Source organism: Spirochaetia bacterium (assembly GCA_022482625.1).
Classification (GTDB): Bacteria; Spirochaetota; Spirochaetia; order Sphaerochaetales; family Sphaerochaetaceae; genus Pleomorphochaeta.
On record JAKVOU010000001.1, the window covers coordinates 1,711,527 to 1,728,769 of the forward strand.

A 17,243-nucleotide genomic window follows, 5' to 3' on the forward strand; every position below is an offset into this window, starting at 1 on the left:
ATATAAAAAAATATTAGCCAAGTAAAAGGGTGCGTAAAGCATTCCATGTTTCTTTGAGTGCTTCTTCAAGATCAAATTGAAATCCTGCAAGTTTCCATCTGACGATGGTAAATCTGAGTGAACCTATAATCATATAGGTTAATTGTTCTGCTGAAATATCATGTCTTACTTCACCGTTCTGTTGAATTTTTTCAATGACAATGCGGGTAAGATTATTCATTTGAGTCATGATTTGTAAGACACGGTTTGAAAATGTTTTATTGTTCTGGAAAATTTCTTCTGAAAAAACAATGGATGAAATTTCTGGATTTTCGATAAATAATTGGGCTTTGCTGATAAACATTTGTTCTAACAAAGCAAGGGATGGGGCCTCTTTTTCACTCTCTGCTTGGAATCGCTTGTTTGCATCTTCAACGATGTTCAGCATGGAGAGAATAATATCGGTTTTACTTGAAAAGTGTCTATAAATGGCAGGTTCTGTTACCTGCAGTTTTGCAGCTAAAGTTTTCATAGTGAAATATTGAATACCACCTTCTGAAATAAGTTCAATTGATGCTTTGACTATTTCACTTTGTCTTTTTGTAAGACCTTTCAATTTTTTTCTCCTGCATGTTAGTAAATACTAACCTACTGTATGTTTTGAGATATGTCAAGTTAATTAAGAATACAAACTAAATTTATCAAGATTTTATTTTAATTTCGTAGACCACTATTACTATTGCTTCTATGTATAATCCCACTTGTCAGCACTTTCGATATAAAGGGTTTTATTCCCTTTCGCAAGGATATACCAATCCCCACCGCCTACGGATTGTATCCATCAGTTTCATCATGAAAAGCGTATCCTGATGCGGCATCTCAGGGCATTCGACTTTGCCCTCGGCTATAGCCTTTGCACAGGCCCTCACTTCGTATTCATATCCGGAAATCTGTTTAGGACAATGTCTCTCTTCGGCAAGCTTGCCTGTATCATCAAAGATTCTCAGCACCTCAGGGTTGTTGATATTCTGGACTTCCAGATATCCCTTGGTACCATAGATCATCCCCCTTCTGTCAGACAATCCGAACATACTGGCAGTCAGATTTGCCAGCTTGCCGCCGTGGTAGACAAGTGTCATCTGGTCAATGGCATCTACACCAGTTGAAAAAGGTACCATGCAAGTCTGGATCCTTGCTATGTCCTTGCCCAGGACCATCACTGCAAAATTCAGCGGATAAATCCCGATATCCAAGAGAGACCCACCTGCCAAAGCAGGATTAAAGACACGTTCCTTCCAGTCAATCTTATAGCTCAGGTCAGCAGACAGATGCTTTACTTCTCCTATGGTACCATCCGCTATGAGTGATTCAATCATCTTCCTTGAAGGCATAAAACGAGTCCACATAGCTTCACAAAGAAGCAGGTGACGTTCCTTTGCCAACTGCACCAACTCTTCTGCCTGCAGCAGATTGACGGTAAATGCCTTTTCAACCAGGACATTCCGTCCTTCAAGCAAAGCTTGTTTTGCAATGGTAAAATGCTCAGTATGGACCGTTGCCACGTATACCAGATCAACTTCATTGTCTTCCAGCAATTGTCCATATGATCCATAGACCTTTTCGGCCGGATGTTTTTTACTGAAAGCAACTGCCTTTTCACGGCTTCTCGAAGCAACTGCAAATAGTCGCGCATCTTCCATCTGCTCAAGGGTACAGGCCATTTTATCAGCTATATGTCCCAAACCGACGATACCTACTTTCAACATCACCATTTCCTCCGACAGGGAAAAGGATAGCATGGATAATCCAGTTGCAACAGCCCTACGGTAATTCTCCAGTATCCATCTGCAAAAAAAAATCTTTTGCTACAGAAGTTATTGACTTATGCCACAAACCATACGTATACTTCTATTAGTGTATATCAAGGAGTATATAATAAGATGATTATTGCTACTACGTATGAAAATGGCCAGATCGGCCAACATTTCGGTCATACCGAAGAATTCAAGTTCTACACAGTCGAAGATAAGAAAATTGTGTCATCAAAGGTCATTCCGACAGGAGAGTTCAGCCATGGGACTCTTCCGACATTCATCAAGCAGAACGGTGCAACCCTTCTGATCTGCGGAGGACTTGGCGGTGGAGCAAGGACTGCACTTGCCGAAGCCGGCATTGATCTGATACCTGGCGCAGCAGGAGATGCCGATCAGGTAGTCAAGAGTTATCTTGCAGGCAATCTTGAGTACGATCCAGATATCCAATGTGCTGGACATGAACACAATGGAAGCGACCATGAATGTGGCCAGGATCATCAAGGTTGTGGCGGCAGTCATTGATAATCAGTAGGGAACCCTATATATGGCCTTCCCTATCACAGGGGAAGGCCATATCATAAGTTCAGGAGGAAAAGATGCCAAGACCAAGGAAAAACCGTAGGATCTGCGGTGGTATGCCCCGGTTCAGCGACTTTGTACCGAGAGGATCCCATGAGGGCAACATGCCCATACATATGAGCATCGACGAATATGAAGCCCTCCGTTTGATCGATTATGAAGGCCTCATGCAGTCAGAAGCAGCTGACCGCATGAATGTAGCGCGCACGACTGCACAAGCCATTTACAACAACGCCAGAGCAAAAGTAGCTACTTGTCTGGTAGAAGGCCGTGAGTTGCTCATCGAAGGTGGAGACATAGAAGTCTGTCCAAGGGAAAACACCTGTCCGCATCCAGGCAGGAGATGCAGATACGGAAGAATGCGACGACAATCGGATCAGAAAGATTCTCCAACCGAGTAGTCTACAATTTTAAGACTTTGGCAAGAAAAAACCCTGTCATATGAGATATGTCTGAAATAATTTCCTAAGATATCAAAAACACTCCAACCAGTTTTTCCACCAATTCTTCTTGCGTCAGCTCCATGCTTTTGTACTTGCCTGAACAAATGCATACAATCAACATTATTTCATTTATAAGAGTATAATTGACTAATATAGATCTATTATTCTACAAGCGACAAAAGCTATCGTGACTCATAGCGAAAGTACCCCGATTCTCTCCAGGATTGCACTGACAAGGATAAGTACGATGCAAACCGGAGCAATAAAGGAAATACTGGCTGAAAACAGCTTTTCACCCTTGAAAGGAGAAGAAATCTTGACTTCGTCAGCAATCGTCTTCGTCTTGATTACCCGTGCAATGAAATAGCATGTCCCGAGTGCAGCAATCGGCATCATTACAGAATTGGTAATGAAATCGAAGAAATCAAACAACGAAAGATGGAATATCTTCAGGAAAGAAAGCGGACCGAATCCCAACGATGTAATGATGCCAAGAACAAGCGTATAGGCAGTTGCAATCAGGCAACTTTTCCGTCGGGAAAAACCAAATCTATCAGTCATAATGGAAACAATGGCTTCCAGCAAAGCTATCGAACTGGTCAATGCAGCAAACAGCACCAGCAGGAAAAACAAGGTTCCCATAAACAAGCCGAATCCACCCAGATTAACAAAAACCTTAGGCAACGTAACGAACATCAAGGAAGCTCCTGCTTGCATTGCAGAAGGGTCACCTCCAGAAAAGACAAAGACAGCAGGGATGATCATCAGCCCAGAAAGAAGCGCGACGCCAGTATCAAACACTTCTACCTGGATGACTGCGTCGTCCAAGGCAACCTCTCTTTTCATATATGAACCATAGGTAATGAGAATACCCATGGAAATCGAAAGAGAGTAAAACATCTGACCCATAGCGGCAAGTACCGTCTTCGCCTTGAAGTTTGAAAAATCAGGAAAGAGAAAGTACTTCACTCCTTCGCTTGCCCCTGGCAACGTAATGCTGTATATGGCCAGTATCAACGAAAGGATGATGAGAGCTGGCATCAGAATCTTGCTCATTTTCTCGATACCGCGGTCAACTCCCAAAAGCACGATAATACAGGTTGCGATAACAAACAGGACAAAGCAGGTGATCGGACGTATATCCTGTCCGACGAAAGCTGCAAAATAACCATTTTGCGCCATTGCCTGTGCACTTCCGCCACAGAATCCAACAAAGTAGTTGATTACCCATCCACCAACGACAGAATAGTACGGAAGAATCAAGATCGGTACCAACGAAGGAAGGATACCCATCCACCGATAGCGAGCAGAAAGGTCCCCGAAAGCATCTATGGAACTTTTTCCTGTTTTTCTGCCGATTGCTGTCTCAGCAACCAGCAAGGCAAATCCGAATACAACAGTCAGGACCAAGTAGACAAGAAGAAATATGCCACCTCCATACTTTGCTGCCAGATAAGGAAACCTCCAGATATTCCCAAGTCCTACCGCACTGCCTGCCGTAGCCAAAACATATCCGAGTTTTCCTGAAAAACTATTTTCCTGCATACCCACCCCTTGATTTTCAAAATAACTTGACAAGGGTATGCAGGAAGAAGAAAAAAATCAACTATGTTTACTGTTTTACTAAAACAAATTTGATATCATGCAGGAAACAGAAACCAATAAAATAGTAACAAATCCCTTAGTAGAAATTATGTCATATCCTATTGCTTCATTGCTATCTCCTAATCATTTATTTATCAAATATGAATATAGAATAATGCATCATATGCCGAGGCAGAGACAGATCCCACCCCGGCATCGGAAAATTCAAAGGTTTTCTACTGATGTAGGATCTGGGAAAGAAAATGTTTGGTCCTCTCTTCCTGCGGATGTGCAAAGAATTGTGCTGGTGGAGCAGTTTCGACAATCTTTCCCTTGTCAAAGAAAATGATATTGTCACTTACAGCCTGTGCAAACCTGATTTCATGGGTAACACAGATGATCGTCATGTTGGACTGTGCCAATTCAGTCATGACATCAAGTACTTCCTTGATCATCTCAGGATCGAGTGCTGAAGTAGGCTCATCGAACAACATGATCTCAGGATCCATAGCCAAGGACCTGGCAATGGCTACCCTTTGCTGTTCACCACCTGACAGTTGGAGCGGATATTTGTCCACATGTGCAGCCATGCCGACCCTTCCAAGCAATTCATATGCTTTTTCCTTGGCTTCTTTCTTGCTTCGCTTCAAATTCCAGACCTGAGCAAGGGTAATGTTATCCATTACAGTCAGATGAGGAAACAAATTAAAAGACTGGAAGACAAAGCCACATTTTTTTCGGATTTCGTTGAGTTCTTTCAGATTGTTGCCCATTACATGTCCTTCGACGGTAATGACTCCTTCCTGATGTTCCTCCAACCCGTTGATCGTCCTTATGAACGTACTCTTGCCACTCCCAGAGGGACCGATGATAACGGTAACTTCGCCCTTATAGAATGTATAATCAATTCCTTTAAGAACTTCAAATTCAGGAGTATACCACTTATGGACATTCTCAAAAGTGATGATCGGTTCTTTATTGCTCATCTGCCAACTCCTCCGTGCACATTGGTATTAAGTTTCTTTTCCAATTTATAGGATGCTCCGCTGATACTGTAGCAAAGTACAAAATATATCAGTGCCAGGAAGGAAAGCACCTGGGTACTGCAGGTCATATACTTCGGATTCGAGGAAATCGAAGTAGATATACCGATGAGATCAAGCAATCCGATAATCGATACCAAGGAAGTATCTTTCAATATGCCTGTAAATTCAGAAACAAGTACAGGTATCATCCGCTTGAGGACCTGAGGCAAAATAATCAAAACCATGGTATGGAATGAATTGAATCCCAGCGCTTCAGCCGCCTCATATTGAGTCTTCGGAATGCCTTGCAAGCCCCCCCTGAAATTCTCTGCCATATAGGCACTATGGAATAAAATAATACCGATAATTGCCCTTGCAAGGACCGAAGGACTCAAACTCGGCGGTAAAGCCAGTGGAATGATCAGGTAACCGATGAAGAGAATGGTAATCAGAGGAACACCACGTACGACTTCGATAAGGAACGTACTCACTCCCTTGATCAACGGGAGTTTAGACCGACGGCCAAGAGCAAGCAACAGACCTACAGGAAACGATACGACAATAGTAGTCAGTGAAACCAACATGGAAAGCAATAGTCCGCCCCAATAGTTGGACTTTACGTGATGACTGCCGAATCCTGAAACTAAAATAAAAGCAAGCGGAATGAACAGAAGCCAAGCTACAGCCAGTATCTTCAGCCGAAGAGAAGCTGGAACAAGTTTTGTACCATAGAACCCAGCGAGGCATAAGGCAAAACACACCAAGCAGAATATCCTATTTGTAACAGAAAAAGGTATAAGGCTCATACCCAAGAAAAAGATCATGATTAAAATCAGCGGCACAGGCAGTTTCTCATATCGGCAAGAAAAGGTCGCTGAAATAAAAAAGAAGAAATAACAGACAATGACCCACACCTGAGGCAACTGCGCGGCAGGATAACTGCCGACAAGAATCAGCTTGAGATTTGCAGGAATGACATGCCAATCCAAATGTGCCAACGGAACAATGCCATCAATGACCAGCTTATAGAGCAGATAGAAAGTAAAAATCGTCAGCAGAGAATTCAAAGGAGTGGAAAAAAGATTTTTCTTTATCCAGTAGATCATCGGATGCTGAATTTCCATAGGAGTCTTGAATACATTCTTGTTCATATCACCGCTCCTTCAATTGTACGCGGGAATTGTACCAGTTCATAAACAGACTGGTCAGGATACTCAGGGTCAGGTAAATAACCATTACAATAAGAATCATTTCCAACGACCTGCCGGTCTGGTTGATAATTGTGCCTGCAATGGAAAAAAGGTCAGGGAAGCCGATCGCAACTCCAAGAGAAGTATTTTTTGCCACCCCTAGGAATATGCTTGTAAGCGGCGGTATGACCACAATCTTTGCCTGTGGAATGACTACCAGCCGCAATGTCTTCATATGTGAAAAGCCCAAGGCTCTTGCAGCTTCCACTTGTCCTCTGGGAACACCTTGGATACCGGCACGGAACGCTTCTGCGATAAAAGCTGAAGTATACAGTACCAAACCTGAGAACAGTGAAAACCATTCAGCAGAAATCGAAAGTCCGCCGACTGTATTGAATTTCTCTATTTTAGGATAATCCAACTTAAGAGGTGATGTCGGGAACAGAAGTATGGTCAAGAGGCTGAGTCCGAAGAAAAGACAAATCGGCAGGAAAATGAACATTTGTTTCCTACCTGTCTTCTTTCCCTTGAGATACAGATAGATTCCCAATATGACCGCCACCACAGCAAATACATAAAGAAACAACTTATAGGTGGGAAAAGTCTCCGTAGGTCGCGGCCAGGCTATTGCCATACCACGATTGGAAAAAATGAACGTTGCACTGCGCACGCCGTCAGCACTTATCCTATGCCCAGCAATAATAGCTTTGGAAATGCCAGGAAGCCTAAGGAAAAAGGCACGGTACCAAATCAACAGCAACATGAGCAGCGGGATATTTCTTATAATCTCAATATAGGCCAAAGCCAGCTTCTTCAACAGCCAATTTGAACTAAGCCTGCACAAAGCAATGATCAATCCAAGAATCGTCGCAAAGAAAATTGCAAGGAAAGAAATGGATATCGTATTCAGGAAGCCGACAAGGATAGCCCTTGCATTCGAAGAACTGTTGCCAAAATGAATCAACTGTTCTCCGATATCGAATCCGGCAGTAAGTGACAGAAAATGAAAAGATGGAAGCAGCCCACGTTTTGTCAGGCTGGCAATGACATTTGCATAACCGGCTGAAATAAAATAAACCAGTATCAGGAAGAACAACACCTGCAGTGCGCCATTATGGAAACGTTTGTCCTGAAACCAATTATGGGCTTTGTCTTGCAACAGGGGATTTTTCACGTTTTATTACCTTAGAAATTATTTCCCTGGTTTTTTTGCCAGGGAAAACGAAATTACCGGTCTGGCCAAAAAGGCCAGACTGCCCAGACAAACCGATTACCGGAACGGATAGGAATAGTTCAAACCACCTTCCGTCCATGGACGGTTGAGACCACGGGCTACGTTGAAAATCGTACCAGGCCCAAGATGCCTGTCAAAGATCTCCTTGTAGTTACCCATAGTCTTGATTACGTTGTAAGCCCAATCAGGACTCAGTCCAAGCTGTTTGCCACTGTTGCCACGGGTCCCAAGTACAGTCTGGACTTCAGGTGTCTTTGTGGTTGCCTTGATCTGATCAACATTGGCACTGGTAATATTGTGTTCGTCGCCAAAGAAGAGAGCAAACAGCGTCCACTGGCAGATATCCTTCCATTTGCTGTCACCTTCACGTACGGCAATGCCAAGCGGTTCCTTGCTGATCGTCGTATCCAATGTCACATAGTCCGAAGCATTGGGATAGGTTGCAGCGGTTGCAGCGATACTGCTCTTATCACCCGTCCATGCATCTGCCCTGCCAGAGAAGAAGGCATTCTTCAGTTCATCAAGACTCTCAAAGAGAAGCGGCTTATATGTGATACCCTTGGCTGCCATGTAATCTGACAGGTTGGATTCACTTGTTGAACCGGTAAGAACTGCAATCGTTGCTCCAGCCAAATCCTCAGGAGTCTTGATGCCGCTGTCCTTACGTACAAGGAAAGTCTGTCCATCATAGAAATAAGGTACGGTAAAGTCCAATCCCAATTCAGTATCCCTGGTCTCAGTGATCGTAGCCGTCCTCACCAACAGGTCTATTTCTCCATTCTGCAATGCTACGAATCTTTCCTTGCTGGTAAGAGGTCTGAATTCAATCTTGCTGGGATCGCCAAAGATTGCTGTTGCAATGGCACGGGCGATATCTGCCTCAAAGCCTTTGTAGGTTCCATCACTTTCAAGATAGGAGAAACCTGCATTGGCGCTGTTGACACCGGCAATCAAATAGCCTCTGTCAAGGACAGTCTTGAGCGTAGAACCCTCCGTAGTTGCAACGGCGGCAGCTGCAGTCAAAGCAGGTGCCGGTGTAGCCGCAGGTGCTACCGTTGCTGTAGTAGTAGCAGCAGTCTGGGTCTGAGTAGTAGCATTCGATGCAGTCTGTGCAGCAGAAGCATCTTCCTTGCTGCTGCCCTTGCAGGAGGCCAGCAGCACACTGCAGACAAGCAGCACAACAAATAACATTTTTTTCTTCATATGATCCTCCAAATCAACTGAATGACAAGCAAATTCTTTATGTGTATTCCAAACAAGGAATCAAATGCAAAGGACTGACGCTTTTCCCCTCAATCCGAGCAAGCAAGGTATCCACAGTTACCTTGGCAATTGTCTTGGTATCCTGTTGGACCAAAAGATTGTTTTGTGGAAGCCTTGTTACCGTATCGTCAAAATAGTAGTAATCAAAGACACAGGAGTCGACCGAATAGAAACGCACATCATCATCCAAACTGCCATATTCGCACAATGCCTTGTAAATCAACGGGAAATAGTAACCTGAATGGAGAAAATAGCCTTTCGCTTTCGGAAGATATCTGAGTGAAGTCTTCAGGCTGTCAAAGTTCCTATCAACATAATTGAAACCATACATCCTCGCCTTCAGTCCAAGATGTCCCATTGTATCAGTATATCCGTTGAACCTGGTCGTCGATGTCTGGTTATCCAACCTGTCAGTCCGTCTGAGGAATATCAGATCATCTATTCCATCGGCAACAGCTTTTTTGACAAGATTGCAGGCAACACCATAATGATCACTACGAATCTGAGGAGCTGAGCTATACATATTCGCTCTGTCAACAAACACATAAGGAAACCCTGCATCATCCATCTTTTTATATAAGGCTGCATGGGTCTTTTCAGAAAGGGCTGCAATGGCCAATCCATCGAAAAGATGACTGTCATACATCTTCAGGGCACTTAGTTCTTTGTCAGGATCTTCAAAATTGTTTATCACGACCGTCGTATATCCCTTGGTCGCAGCATAGTGTTCTACATAGTAAACAAGTTGGGAAAAGAAACCTACCGGAGTAAAAGGAACAATCAAGGCAAACACATGGGTATGCCCTTGGCGCATTGCACTTGCCAACCTGTTCGGCTGGTAATCCAAATCATGGGCAACTTTCATAATTCTCTGCCTGGTCTGGTCACTGACCCGTACTTTTTTCCCGTTCAGTACCTGCGAGACCAATGAAACAGAAACATGAGCTTGTTCTGCAATAGTTGCTATAGTAACTTTCACCACTTCATCCTATGCTAAAACGATTTATCACAGCCATATCTAACCATACTTTTCTGCTGCTGTCAATTTTTTTTTCATTTTGGAGGTTTTTGCAAAACTCACGAATGCCTGAATAAATATTCACGGATGATGCATATCCATGCAGAAGCCATGCCTGACAGCTGCAGGGGATGGAAACCGGCCGCATCACGTAGCCTTCATGGCCTGCCGCAGGCCTGCGCGCACACGCAGGACGGACGCCCTCCCGGGTGCCTGCACTCTGCCATCATTTCCATTCCTTCCTGCTATGCGCTCTTCTTCCTTGCCGCCTGCTGCCGTGCTTCCAGCACCTTGCCCATCCGCTTGACGGTCAGCAGCAGCACCGCAAGCCGCAGGTCGAAACGTGCCCTCGGCCCCCGGCCGTACAGCGCCTTCGGCAGGAAACACTCCTTCAGCTCGCTGTTGGTACGCTCCACCGTGGTCCGTGCCCGGTACCTGGCGCGTCCCGCAGGGTCCATCTCCTCCTTGGCCCCGTTGCGGTCGGCCTTGAAGTCGATGAGCGGCACCCTGCCCATGGCAAGCACCCTGTCCCTGATCGCCCCGCTGCTGTAGCCACCGTCCATGAGGGCATACAGCCAGGTGCACCGCCCTGCGGCGATGCGCAGCAGGGGGATCGCCGGCTGCGTGTCATGCACGCACGCCCCCGTCACCGCACTGGCCACCGGGATGCCGCTGTCGTCCACTGCCAGGTGTACCTTGTAGCCCACGCGCCACTGCATGTGCCCCCTGCTGTTCCGCTTCCCCGTGACCGTGCACCGCTGTTCCAGCGTGGCCAGGTAGGCATGGGGGTCCCCGCTGTCGCGCAGCTGCACCAGGCGTGCCTCCTGCCCCTTCCTTTCCTGCACCGCCTTCTCCTCTGCGCTGCCGGCCTTCGGGCGGCCCCTCCGGCCCTTCTGCCGCTTCGCCCTCACCGCAGGCTTCTCCCGTGCATCCACGGGCGTGCTGTCAAGGCTCAGGTGGCACACCGTCCTGCCTGCATAGAACTGCCTGCACAGCCGGTCATGGATCCCCCGGAAGTCCATCTCCTCCAGCAGCCGTGACGTCCGCCTGCTCACCGACGACGGGCTGGGTACCCGCCCCAGCTGTGTCACCGTCCTCAGGTTCGGGCTCGACTGCAGCAGGGCAACCGCAGCCGTGACGGTGTCCAGGCGGAAGAAGAGCAGCACCGCACGCACCGCCAGTATGTCCATCAGGCTGTAGCCCCTGCGCCCGGTACGCCCTCCCGCAGGCCGTGAAAGCCGCGTGGGGACCAGGGCAACCAGTGCCTGCCAGTAGCGCAGGAACTCCACCTCCTTCGGGGTGGGCTCAAGGAAGAAGCAGCCGCACAGGTCCTGCCGGTCGAAGAGGAGGGGTTGCAGTGAAAGGCGGTTCGGTGTACTATCCATGGTAAAGGCTCCTTTTATTCTTTTTTACAATCAAAGTATATCAAAAGCGAGCCTTTTTTCATACCCTAAAAAGAATTGTTTTTCAAGAAAAAGATGACGGTACACCTGTCCTTTGCCGTACGGGGCGGGGCTGTCCTCCCGGCACCATGGCATGCCGGTGCAGCCTTCCCCTCAGTTTCTCCCCTTTCTTTCCCTTCCGGGCACAGGCCGGGAATCCTGCTGAGAAAACTGCATATTTATGCACACTGACCCATCAGTTTCGAGTTTTGCAAAAACCTCTTTGACAAAATAATTAACTCAAATATCAAAATCAGCACCATATGAAAAAACGGAATATTTATACAATTACATCAAAAAACAAACAAGAAAAAGAAAAAATCGTAGGTTTTCAGCAAGAAGATGATGTACAATGAATCCAATCGGAGGAATCAATGAAACAACCGGAGGAACTAGTCAGACAGATGACATTGGAAGAAAAAGCCAGCCTATGCAGCGGTGAAGATTTCTGGCATACCAAGGCAGTCGAAAGACTTGGCATACCACAGATAATGATGAGTGATGGCCCTCATGGATTGAGGACTCAAAAGGAAAGGGTCGATCAGCTCGGCATAAACGAAAGCATCGAGGCAATCTGCTTCCCTACCGGCTGTGCCCTTGCATCAAGTTTTGATCCGAAAGTCATGGCCTGTCTCGGAGAAAACCTTGCAGCAGAAGCCCAAAGCGAAGGTGTACATACGGTCCTGGGACCGGCCGTCAATATCAAACGAAGCCCATTGTGTGGTAGGAATTTTGAATACCTTTCTGAAGATCCCCTTGCCGCAGGCAAGATGGCTGCTTCATACGTCAAGGCCATGCAGGCAAAAGGCACCGGAGTAAGCCTCAAGCATTTTGCTGCAAACAACCAGGAGCTTTGCCGCATGCGTGTCGATGAGCACATCAGCGGGAGAGCCCTCCGTGAAATATATCTGGCAAATTTTGAAAAAGTCGTAAAAGAAGCATCGCCATGGACCATCATGTGCAGTTACAACAGGATCAACGGTACATATTCAAGTGAAAATACATGGCTTCTCACTCAAGTCCTGCGTAAAGAATGGGGCTACACCGGTATCGTCATGACTGATTGGGGAGCAATGAACAGAAGGACCATAGCCTTGAAGGCCGGTCTGGATCTTGAAATGCCGTCCAGCCATGGAGAAACTGACAAGCAGATAGTCAAGGCAGTACGAGAAGGAAAACTCGATGAGGCATTTGTAGACCAAACTGTAGTAAGGATGCTTGCCTATATCCAAAAATGCTTGGAAGGAATGCCAAAAGAAACCAGCCCATATGACAAGAATGCGCACTCAGAACTGTCAGGAAAGCTTGAAGAGGAATGCGCAGTCCTTCTGAAGAACAAGAACAATCTGTTACCTTTGAAAAAAGGAATGAAACTGGCTGTCATCGGTGAGTTTGCCAAAAAACCACGATATCAGGGAGGAGGAAGCAGCCACATACATAGTACGAAGGTCGTAGGAGCCCTGGAAGCTTTTGATGCAATGGATATTCCTTATACCTATGCAAAGGGATTTCCATATGATGAAGATAAAGAAGACGAAAAACTCTTTGAAGAAGCAATCAATGCCGCAAAAGATGCTGACATAGCCATCATATTTGCAGGACTTCCTGAAAGTTTTGAAAGTGAAGGCTTTGACCGAAAAGACATGGAACTCCCTGCTTGTCAAAACCAGTTGATTGCACGTATTGCCGCAGTGCAGCCAAATATTGCAGTAGTCCTACATAATGGAAGTCCCGTAACCATACCATGGTTGGACAAAGTAAGTTCAATCTTGGAAATGTACCTCGGAGGGCAACAGGTAGGAACTGCAACCGTCAACCTGCTGACAGGCAAGGCAAATCCATCCGGCAGACTCAGCGAAACCTTTCCTGTCCGACTGGAAGATACTCCATGCTATCTTACCTATCCGGGCAACGGACGGACAGCATTGTATGGTGAAGATATATTCGTCGGTTACCGTTACTACGAAAAAAAAGGTATAGCTGTCAATTTCCCATTTGGCTTCGGACTCTCATATACGACATTTACCCTTTCTGACCTTGTCCTTTCAAATGAGGAAATTACAGACAAAGATAGCCTTACTGTACAGGTAAAGATAAAAAATACAGGAAACCGCCTTGGAAAGGAAGTCGTACAACTTTATGTAGCAAATCCAAAAGACGGTGAAGAGCTTCGTCCTTTGAAGGAATTGAGGGATTTTGCAAAGGTAGAGCTCAAGCCTCAGGAAGAAAAGACCGTTGCCTTCACCTTGGGGAAAAGAGCCTTTGCCTACTGGGAAGAAAGACTTCATGACTGGTATGTCCCGGAAGGTACCTATACCATCTGCATCGGAACCTCCAGCAAAGACATAGCATTACAGAAGAAAATCCATATCAAGGCAACAACAGCTATTCCATTCAAGGTGGCTGATACGACAACCTGCGCTGATGTATGGAACTATGCATCAAATTCAGGGCTTCTCGATGACTTGCTCAGACGACATGGAAAAGATCCGACAGACCCCCAGGAAAAAGCCACATGGGTGGATATGCCATTGCACAGCATAGTCTCTTTTCTTCCCGTTTCAATGGAAGAAATTGACGAACTGATACAAAAATTACATTGAGCAAAATCATACATCAAGGACTGATGGTAGCCGATTGTCTGTTTTAACTTTATTTACAATCGGCAACCATTGGTCTATCATATCCTCCATCGGAGGTTTATATGAAGACAATAGTAATCGGGAACGGGCCAGCGGGCAATGCCGCAGCTGCAATCCTGGCAAAGGCAGGAATGGATGTTACGCTTTATTCTGATGAAAAGGTGGGTTTCTACAGCAGGATAAAGTTGCCACAATGCCTTGAATCAATACAGACATTATCGGCTTTACCACAAAAAAGCGAGCCTCCGTATATACAACATAAAGCTATATTGCATATTGATAGGACACATAAGATGGTTATTCCAGCAGAGGGAAAGCCGGAATCTTATGATAAATTGATTTTAGCAACAGGAAGCAAGCCCAGACGGTTGTTTGTTGATTCCGGACTTGATGGTATCCTTACGTTACGTACCTATGAGGATGCCTGCCTGCTGCTTGACAGACTGAAGGAACCGGCAGTGGTTCTCGGCGGAGGATTACTCGGGCTGGAAGCAGCCATTGCCCTGAAGAAAAAAGTCGACAAGGTATTTGTCATCGAAAATGCAAACCATATATTGGCTCGCCAGGTAAATGATGAGGTTGCAGCACTGATAAAAAAGGAATTGGAAAAAATCGGTATTGAAGTGTATTGCGGACAGGGCATTGCTTCCGTAACAGGCAAGGAAAAACTCAAATCCGTAGTGCTCTCTGGTGGCAAAGAAATAGAAGCCTCTACGCTTCTGCTCTCCATAGGTGTCATTCCTTCGACCAGCTTGGCAAAAGAATGTGGTCTCAAGACCGAAAGGGCAATCGAAGTCGATGCACATTGTGCAACAAGTGATCCCGATATTTTTGCAATCGGAGACTGTGCTCAGTTCAATGGCAGCTGCCCTGGTCTTATGCCTGTAGCTCTTGCAATGGCCAAGGTTGCAGCTTCCTGTATCATGGGCAAAGAAGCAACCTACCAGATTCCCACATTGCCAGCCCGCTTTGAAGTCGATGGTCTGAAGATTGCCTCATTCGGGCATCTTGATGGTCAAGAAACAACTATACGCAAAGATGGAGAAACCGAAGTATACTACTGTCAGAATGGTATTGTTTCCGGTATAGTCCTTGCAGGAAAACTGACCTCCCTTGCAAAGGCAAGCAAGCTCTTCGGGAAACCGTTTGATCCGGCTGCCATCTACTGATAAGAACAAGACAGAGGACTATTATACTATCATCCTATGACTTTTGTAACGGTCCTTATGGTTTTTATTCGTAACTACTCAGGTACTTTTACCCAGAACAAATACGTCAAAGATACCTGCAAACACTTGGAACAGTAGAGCAAAAGCTCTTGGGTTGTTCTTCCTTGCGGTATCAATCACCGAGAAAATGAAGAAAAAGTGAACACCTCCGCCATCGGAACGGAAAGAATCTGCAATCTTTATCTTCAGATGTGCAAGCTGAATGATTTCTCGGCTATGTTAAAAGGCAATCAGTCAACCTGTTAACACCGCTACCAGAACTGTGCTTACCCTATCTTAATTCCATTGAGCCCCTTCCCTCTGCAGACATTTCTTACTTCTCCACAGATTTCAAGCAGATATTGCAAACAGTATAGTCCGTAAATGTTTTTTATTTATCCTGCAATCAGATAAACATATGAATCCTACCCTTTCAGCAACCATTCCAAGACATTGAGCTGTTTTATGCCGTTATATGACATCATCGGCGTATAGTCCATGGTGAGAAGATATTTGGGATTATGGTCCCTTATTGCATCAAGCGGAGCAAGTTCCCGCTTCAAAGTCGACTCAGCCATTACCGTCTGTGCAACTTGATAGTATGAGGTTCCCTCTGAACCAATAGCAATGAAATCCACTTCAGCATTTCCAACTTTTCCTATATGAATTTCATAACCACGTCGTAAAAGTTCAAGGTAAACAATATTCTCCAATATATGTCCCATATCCACCTGTTTTTGTCCTAGTATGAAATAGCGAAGTCCAATGTCTACCACATAGTATTTGGCTCCTGTCGCAAGGTACTGCTTTCCTTTTACATCATAGCGTCCCACTTTATAGAGAATGAAACTGTCACACAGAGCGGAAAGGTAGCTCTCGACAGTTGGTACGCTAATCTTTCTCCCCTTCGATGCCATTGCATTGGCAATCTTAGAGGAAGAACAGAGGTTACCGATGCTGTCGAACATAAATTCCACTATATTCTGTAACATGGACGAATTGGATATATTTTTTCTAGTAATGACATCCTTGATCAAAATCGTATTGTAAACTCCTTCCAGATAGGTCCTTATATCTTGCTTTCTTATAAGTTCAAGAGTTCCAGGAAAAGAACTGTTCTGTAAGTAGTTCATATACAACATCCCTGTATTGGTATCAGTAAACGCCGAAACATATTCTTTGAGGGAAAGCGGAAGCATCTTGATTTCTACATACCTTCCGGAAAGTAAGGTTGCAAGTTCCCCAGACAACAGAAAAGCATTGGATCCTGTGATATATAAGTCTACGTTTTTCTTTACATAAAGCCAGTCTACTGCTTCCTGAAAGTCTTTCACTTGCTGTACTTCATCTAGAAATACATAGTTCATTCTCTCCTTCTGCAGCCTGACTTCTACATAACGATACAGAGTTTCTGCCGTACGGATGTCACGATAGTCACCATCTTCCAGATTGACTGCCAAAATCTGTTCATCCGCTATACCGATGGTTTTCAGATAAGCTTGGTACAGTTCAAGCATGGTTGATTTACCACAACGACGGATTCCTGTCACGACTTTTATCAATTTCTTATCCTTGAAGCTTATCAAATCCTGAAGATATTCTTCCCTTTCTATCATCCGTACAGCTCCTTATGATTTCATAAACTCAAAATAGCACAGCCCTATCTATTTGTCAAATTTATAAACTAAATTTTATAAAAATATATTCTATACATAGTTTATAAATCATAACATTCATTTTTATCTATACAAACAGCATCAAATCATAGTATATTAAAAAAATCTACAACGCCATCTTTGTAGCCAAAATCAAAAAAGCCAAA

The 17,243-nt window shown here is 45.0% G+C and carries 15 protein-coding genes; 5 read left to right on the top strand and 10 right to left on the bottom strand.

Annotated features, from left to right (window positions below; genetic code table 11):
* Positions 1–13 precede the first annotated feature (13 nt).
* Positions 14–595, bottom strand: a complete 582-nt coding sequence (locus tag LKE40_07810; GenBank protein ID MCH3917352.1) for a TetR/AcrR family transcriptional regulator — start codon at positions 593–595, stop codon at positions 14–16.
* Between the two features lie 172 nt (positions 596–767).
* A complete protein-coding gene (locus LKE40_07815) occupies positions 768–1,742 on the bottom strand; it encodes a Gfo/Idh/MocA family oxidoreductase (GenBank protein ID MCH3917353.1) in 975 nt (324 codons plus the stop codon).
* A 177-nt stretch (positions 1,743–1,919) separates the two neighbouring features.
* Between LKE40_07815 and LKE40_07820 the strand changes: the two genes are divergently transcribed.
* Together LKE40_07820 and LKE40_07825 are read left to right on the top strand one after the other, a co-directional pair.
* On the top strand, positions 1,920–2,315 hold the full coding sequence (locus tag LKE40_07820; GenBank protein ID MCH3917354.1) for a dinitrogenase iron-molybdenum cofactor biosynthesis protein: 396 nt from the start codon (positions 1,920–1,922) through the stop codon (positions 2,313–2,315).
* Between the two features lie 74 nt (positions 2,316–2,389).
* On the top strand, positions 2,390–2,773 hold the full coding sequence (locus tag LKE40_07825) for a DUF134 domain-containing protein (protein ID MCH3917355.1): 384 nt from the start codon (positions 2,390–2,392) through the stop codon (positions 2,771–2,773).
* Between the two features lie 234 nt (positions 2,774–3,007).
* Here LKE40_07825 and LKE40_07830 read toward each other — a convergent pair whose 3' ends face one another.
* From LKE40_07830 to LKE40_07860, 7 genes are all read right to left on the bottom strand, one after another.
* The gene (locus tag LKE40_07830; protein ID MCH3917356.1) at positions 3,008–4,360 is read right to left on the bottom strand and encodes a sodium-dependent transporter; all 1,353 of its coding nucleotides are present in this window, start codon (positions 4,358–4,360) and stop codon (positions 3,008–3,010) included.
* A gap of 275 nt (positions 4,361–4,635) precedes the next feature.
* Positions 4,636–5,385 (bottom strand): amino acid ABC transporter ATP-binding protein, encoded by a 750-nt coding sequence (locus LKE40_07835; protein MCH3917357.1) that lies wholly within the window; start codon positions 5,383–5,385, stop codon positions 4,636–4,638.
* The gene (locus tag LKE40_07840; protein MCH3917358.1) at positions 5,382–6,575 is read right to left on the bottom strand and encodes an amino acid ABC transporter permease; all 1,194 of its coding nucleotides are present in this window, start codon (positions 6,573–6,575) and stop codon (positions 5,382–5,384) included. Before LKE40_07840 ends, LKE40_07835 begins: the two co-directional genes overlap by 4 nt.
* Position 6,576: 1 nt before the next feature.
* Positions 6,577–7,788, bottom strand: coding sequence for an ABC transporter permease subunit (locus LKE40_07845; protein ID MCH3917359.1), 1,212 nt, complete (start codon positions 7,786–7,788; stop codon positions 6,577–6,579).
* 96 nt (positions 7,789–7,884) lie between these two features.
* Positions 7,885–9,051 carry an amino acid ABC transporter substrate-binding protein gene (locus LKE40_07850; GenBank protein MCH3917360.1) on the bottom strand — a complete coding sequence of 389 codons (1,167 nt, stop codon included), beginning with the start codon at positions 9,049–9,051 and terminating at the stop codon, positions 7,885–7,887.
* Between the two features lie 37 nt (positions 9,052–9,088).
* Positions 9,089–10,090, bottom strand: coding sequence for a LacI family transcriptional regulator (locus tag LKE40_07855; GenBank protein ID MCH3917361.1), 1,002 nt, complete (start codon positions 10,088–10,090; stop codon positions 9,089–9,091).
* 284 nt (positions 10,091–10,374) lie between these two features.
* On the bottom strand, positions 10,375–11,514 hold the full coding sequence (locus tag LKE40_07860; GenBank protein MCH3917362.1) for a transposase: 1,140 nt from the start codon (positions 11,512–11,514) through the stop codon (positions 10,375–10,377).
* Between the two features lie 93 nt (positions 11,515–11,607).
* On the opposite strand from LKE40_07860, the gene LKE40_07865 reads away from it, so the two are divergent.
* From LKE40_07865 to LKE40_07875, 3 genes are all read left to right on the top strand, one after another.
* Positions 11,608–11,763, top strand: a complete 156-nt coding sequence (locus LKE40_07865; GenBank protein MCH3917363.1) for a hypothetical protein — start codon at positions 11,608–11,610, stop codon at positions 11,761–11,763.
* Between the two features lie 182 nt (positions 11,764–11,945).
* Positions 11,946–14,174, top strand: coding sequence for a glycoside hydrolase family 3 C-terminal domain-containing protein (locus LKE40_07870; protein MCH3917364.1), 2,229 nt, complete (start codon positions 11,946–11,948; stop codon positions 14,172–14,174).
* 101 nt (positions 14,175–14,275) lie between these two features.
* A complete protein-coding gene (locus tag LKE40_07875) occupies positions 14,276–15,382 on the top strand; it encodes an FAD-dependent oxidoreductase (protein ID MCH3917365.1) in 1,107 nt (368 codons plus the stop codon).
* A gap of 464 nt (positions 15,383–15,846) precedes the next feature.
* Here LKE40_07875 and LKE40_07880 read toward each other — a convergent pair whose 3' ends face one another.
* On the bottom strand, positions 15,847–17,037 hold the full coding sequence (locus LKE40_07880) for an ATP-binding protein (protein ID MCH3917366.1): 1,191 nt from the start codon (positions 17,035–17,037) through the stop codon (positions 15,847–15,849).
* Positions 17,038–17,243 lie beyond the last annotated feature (206 nt).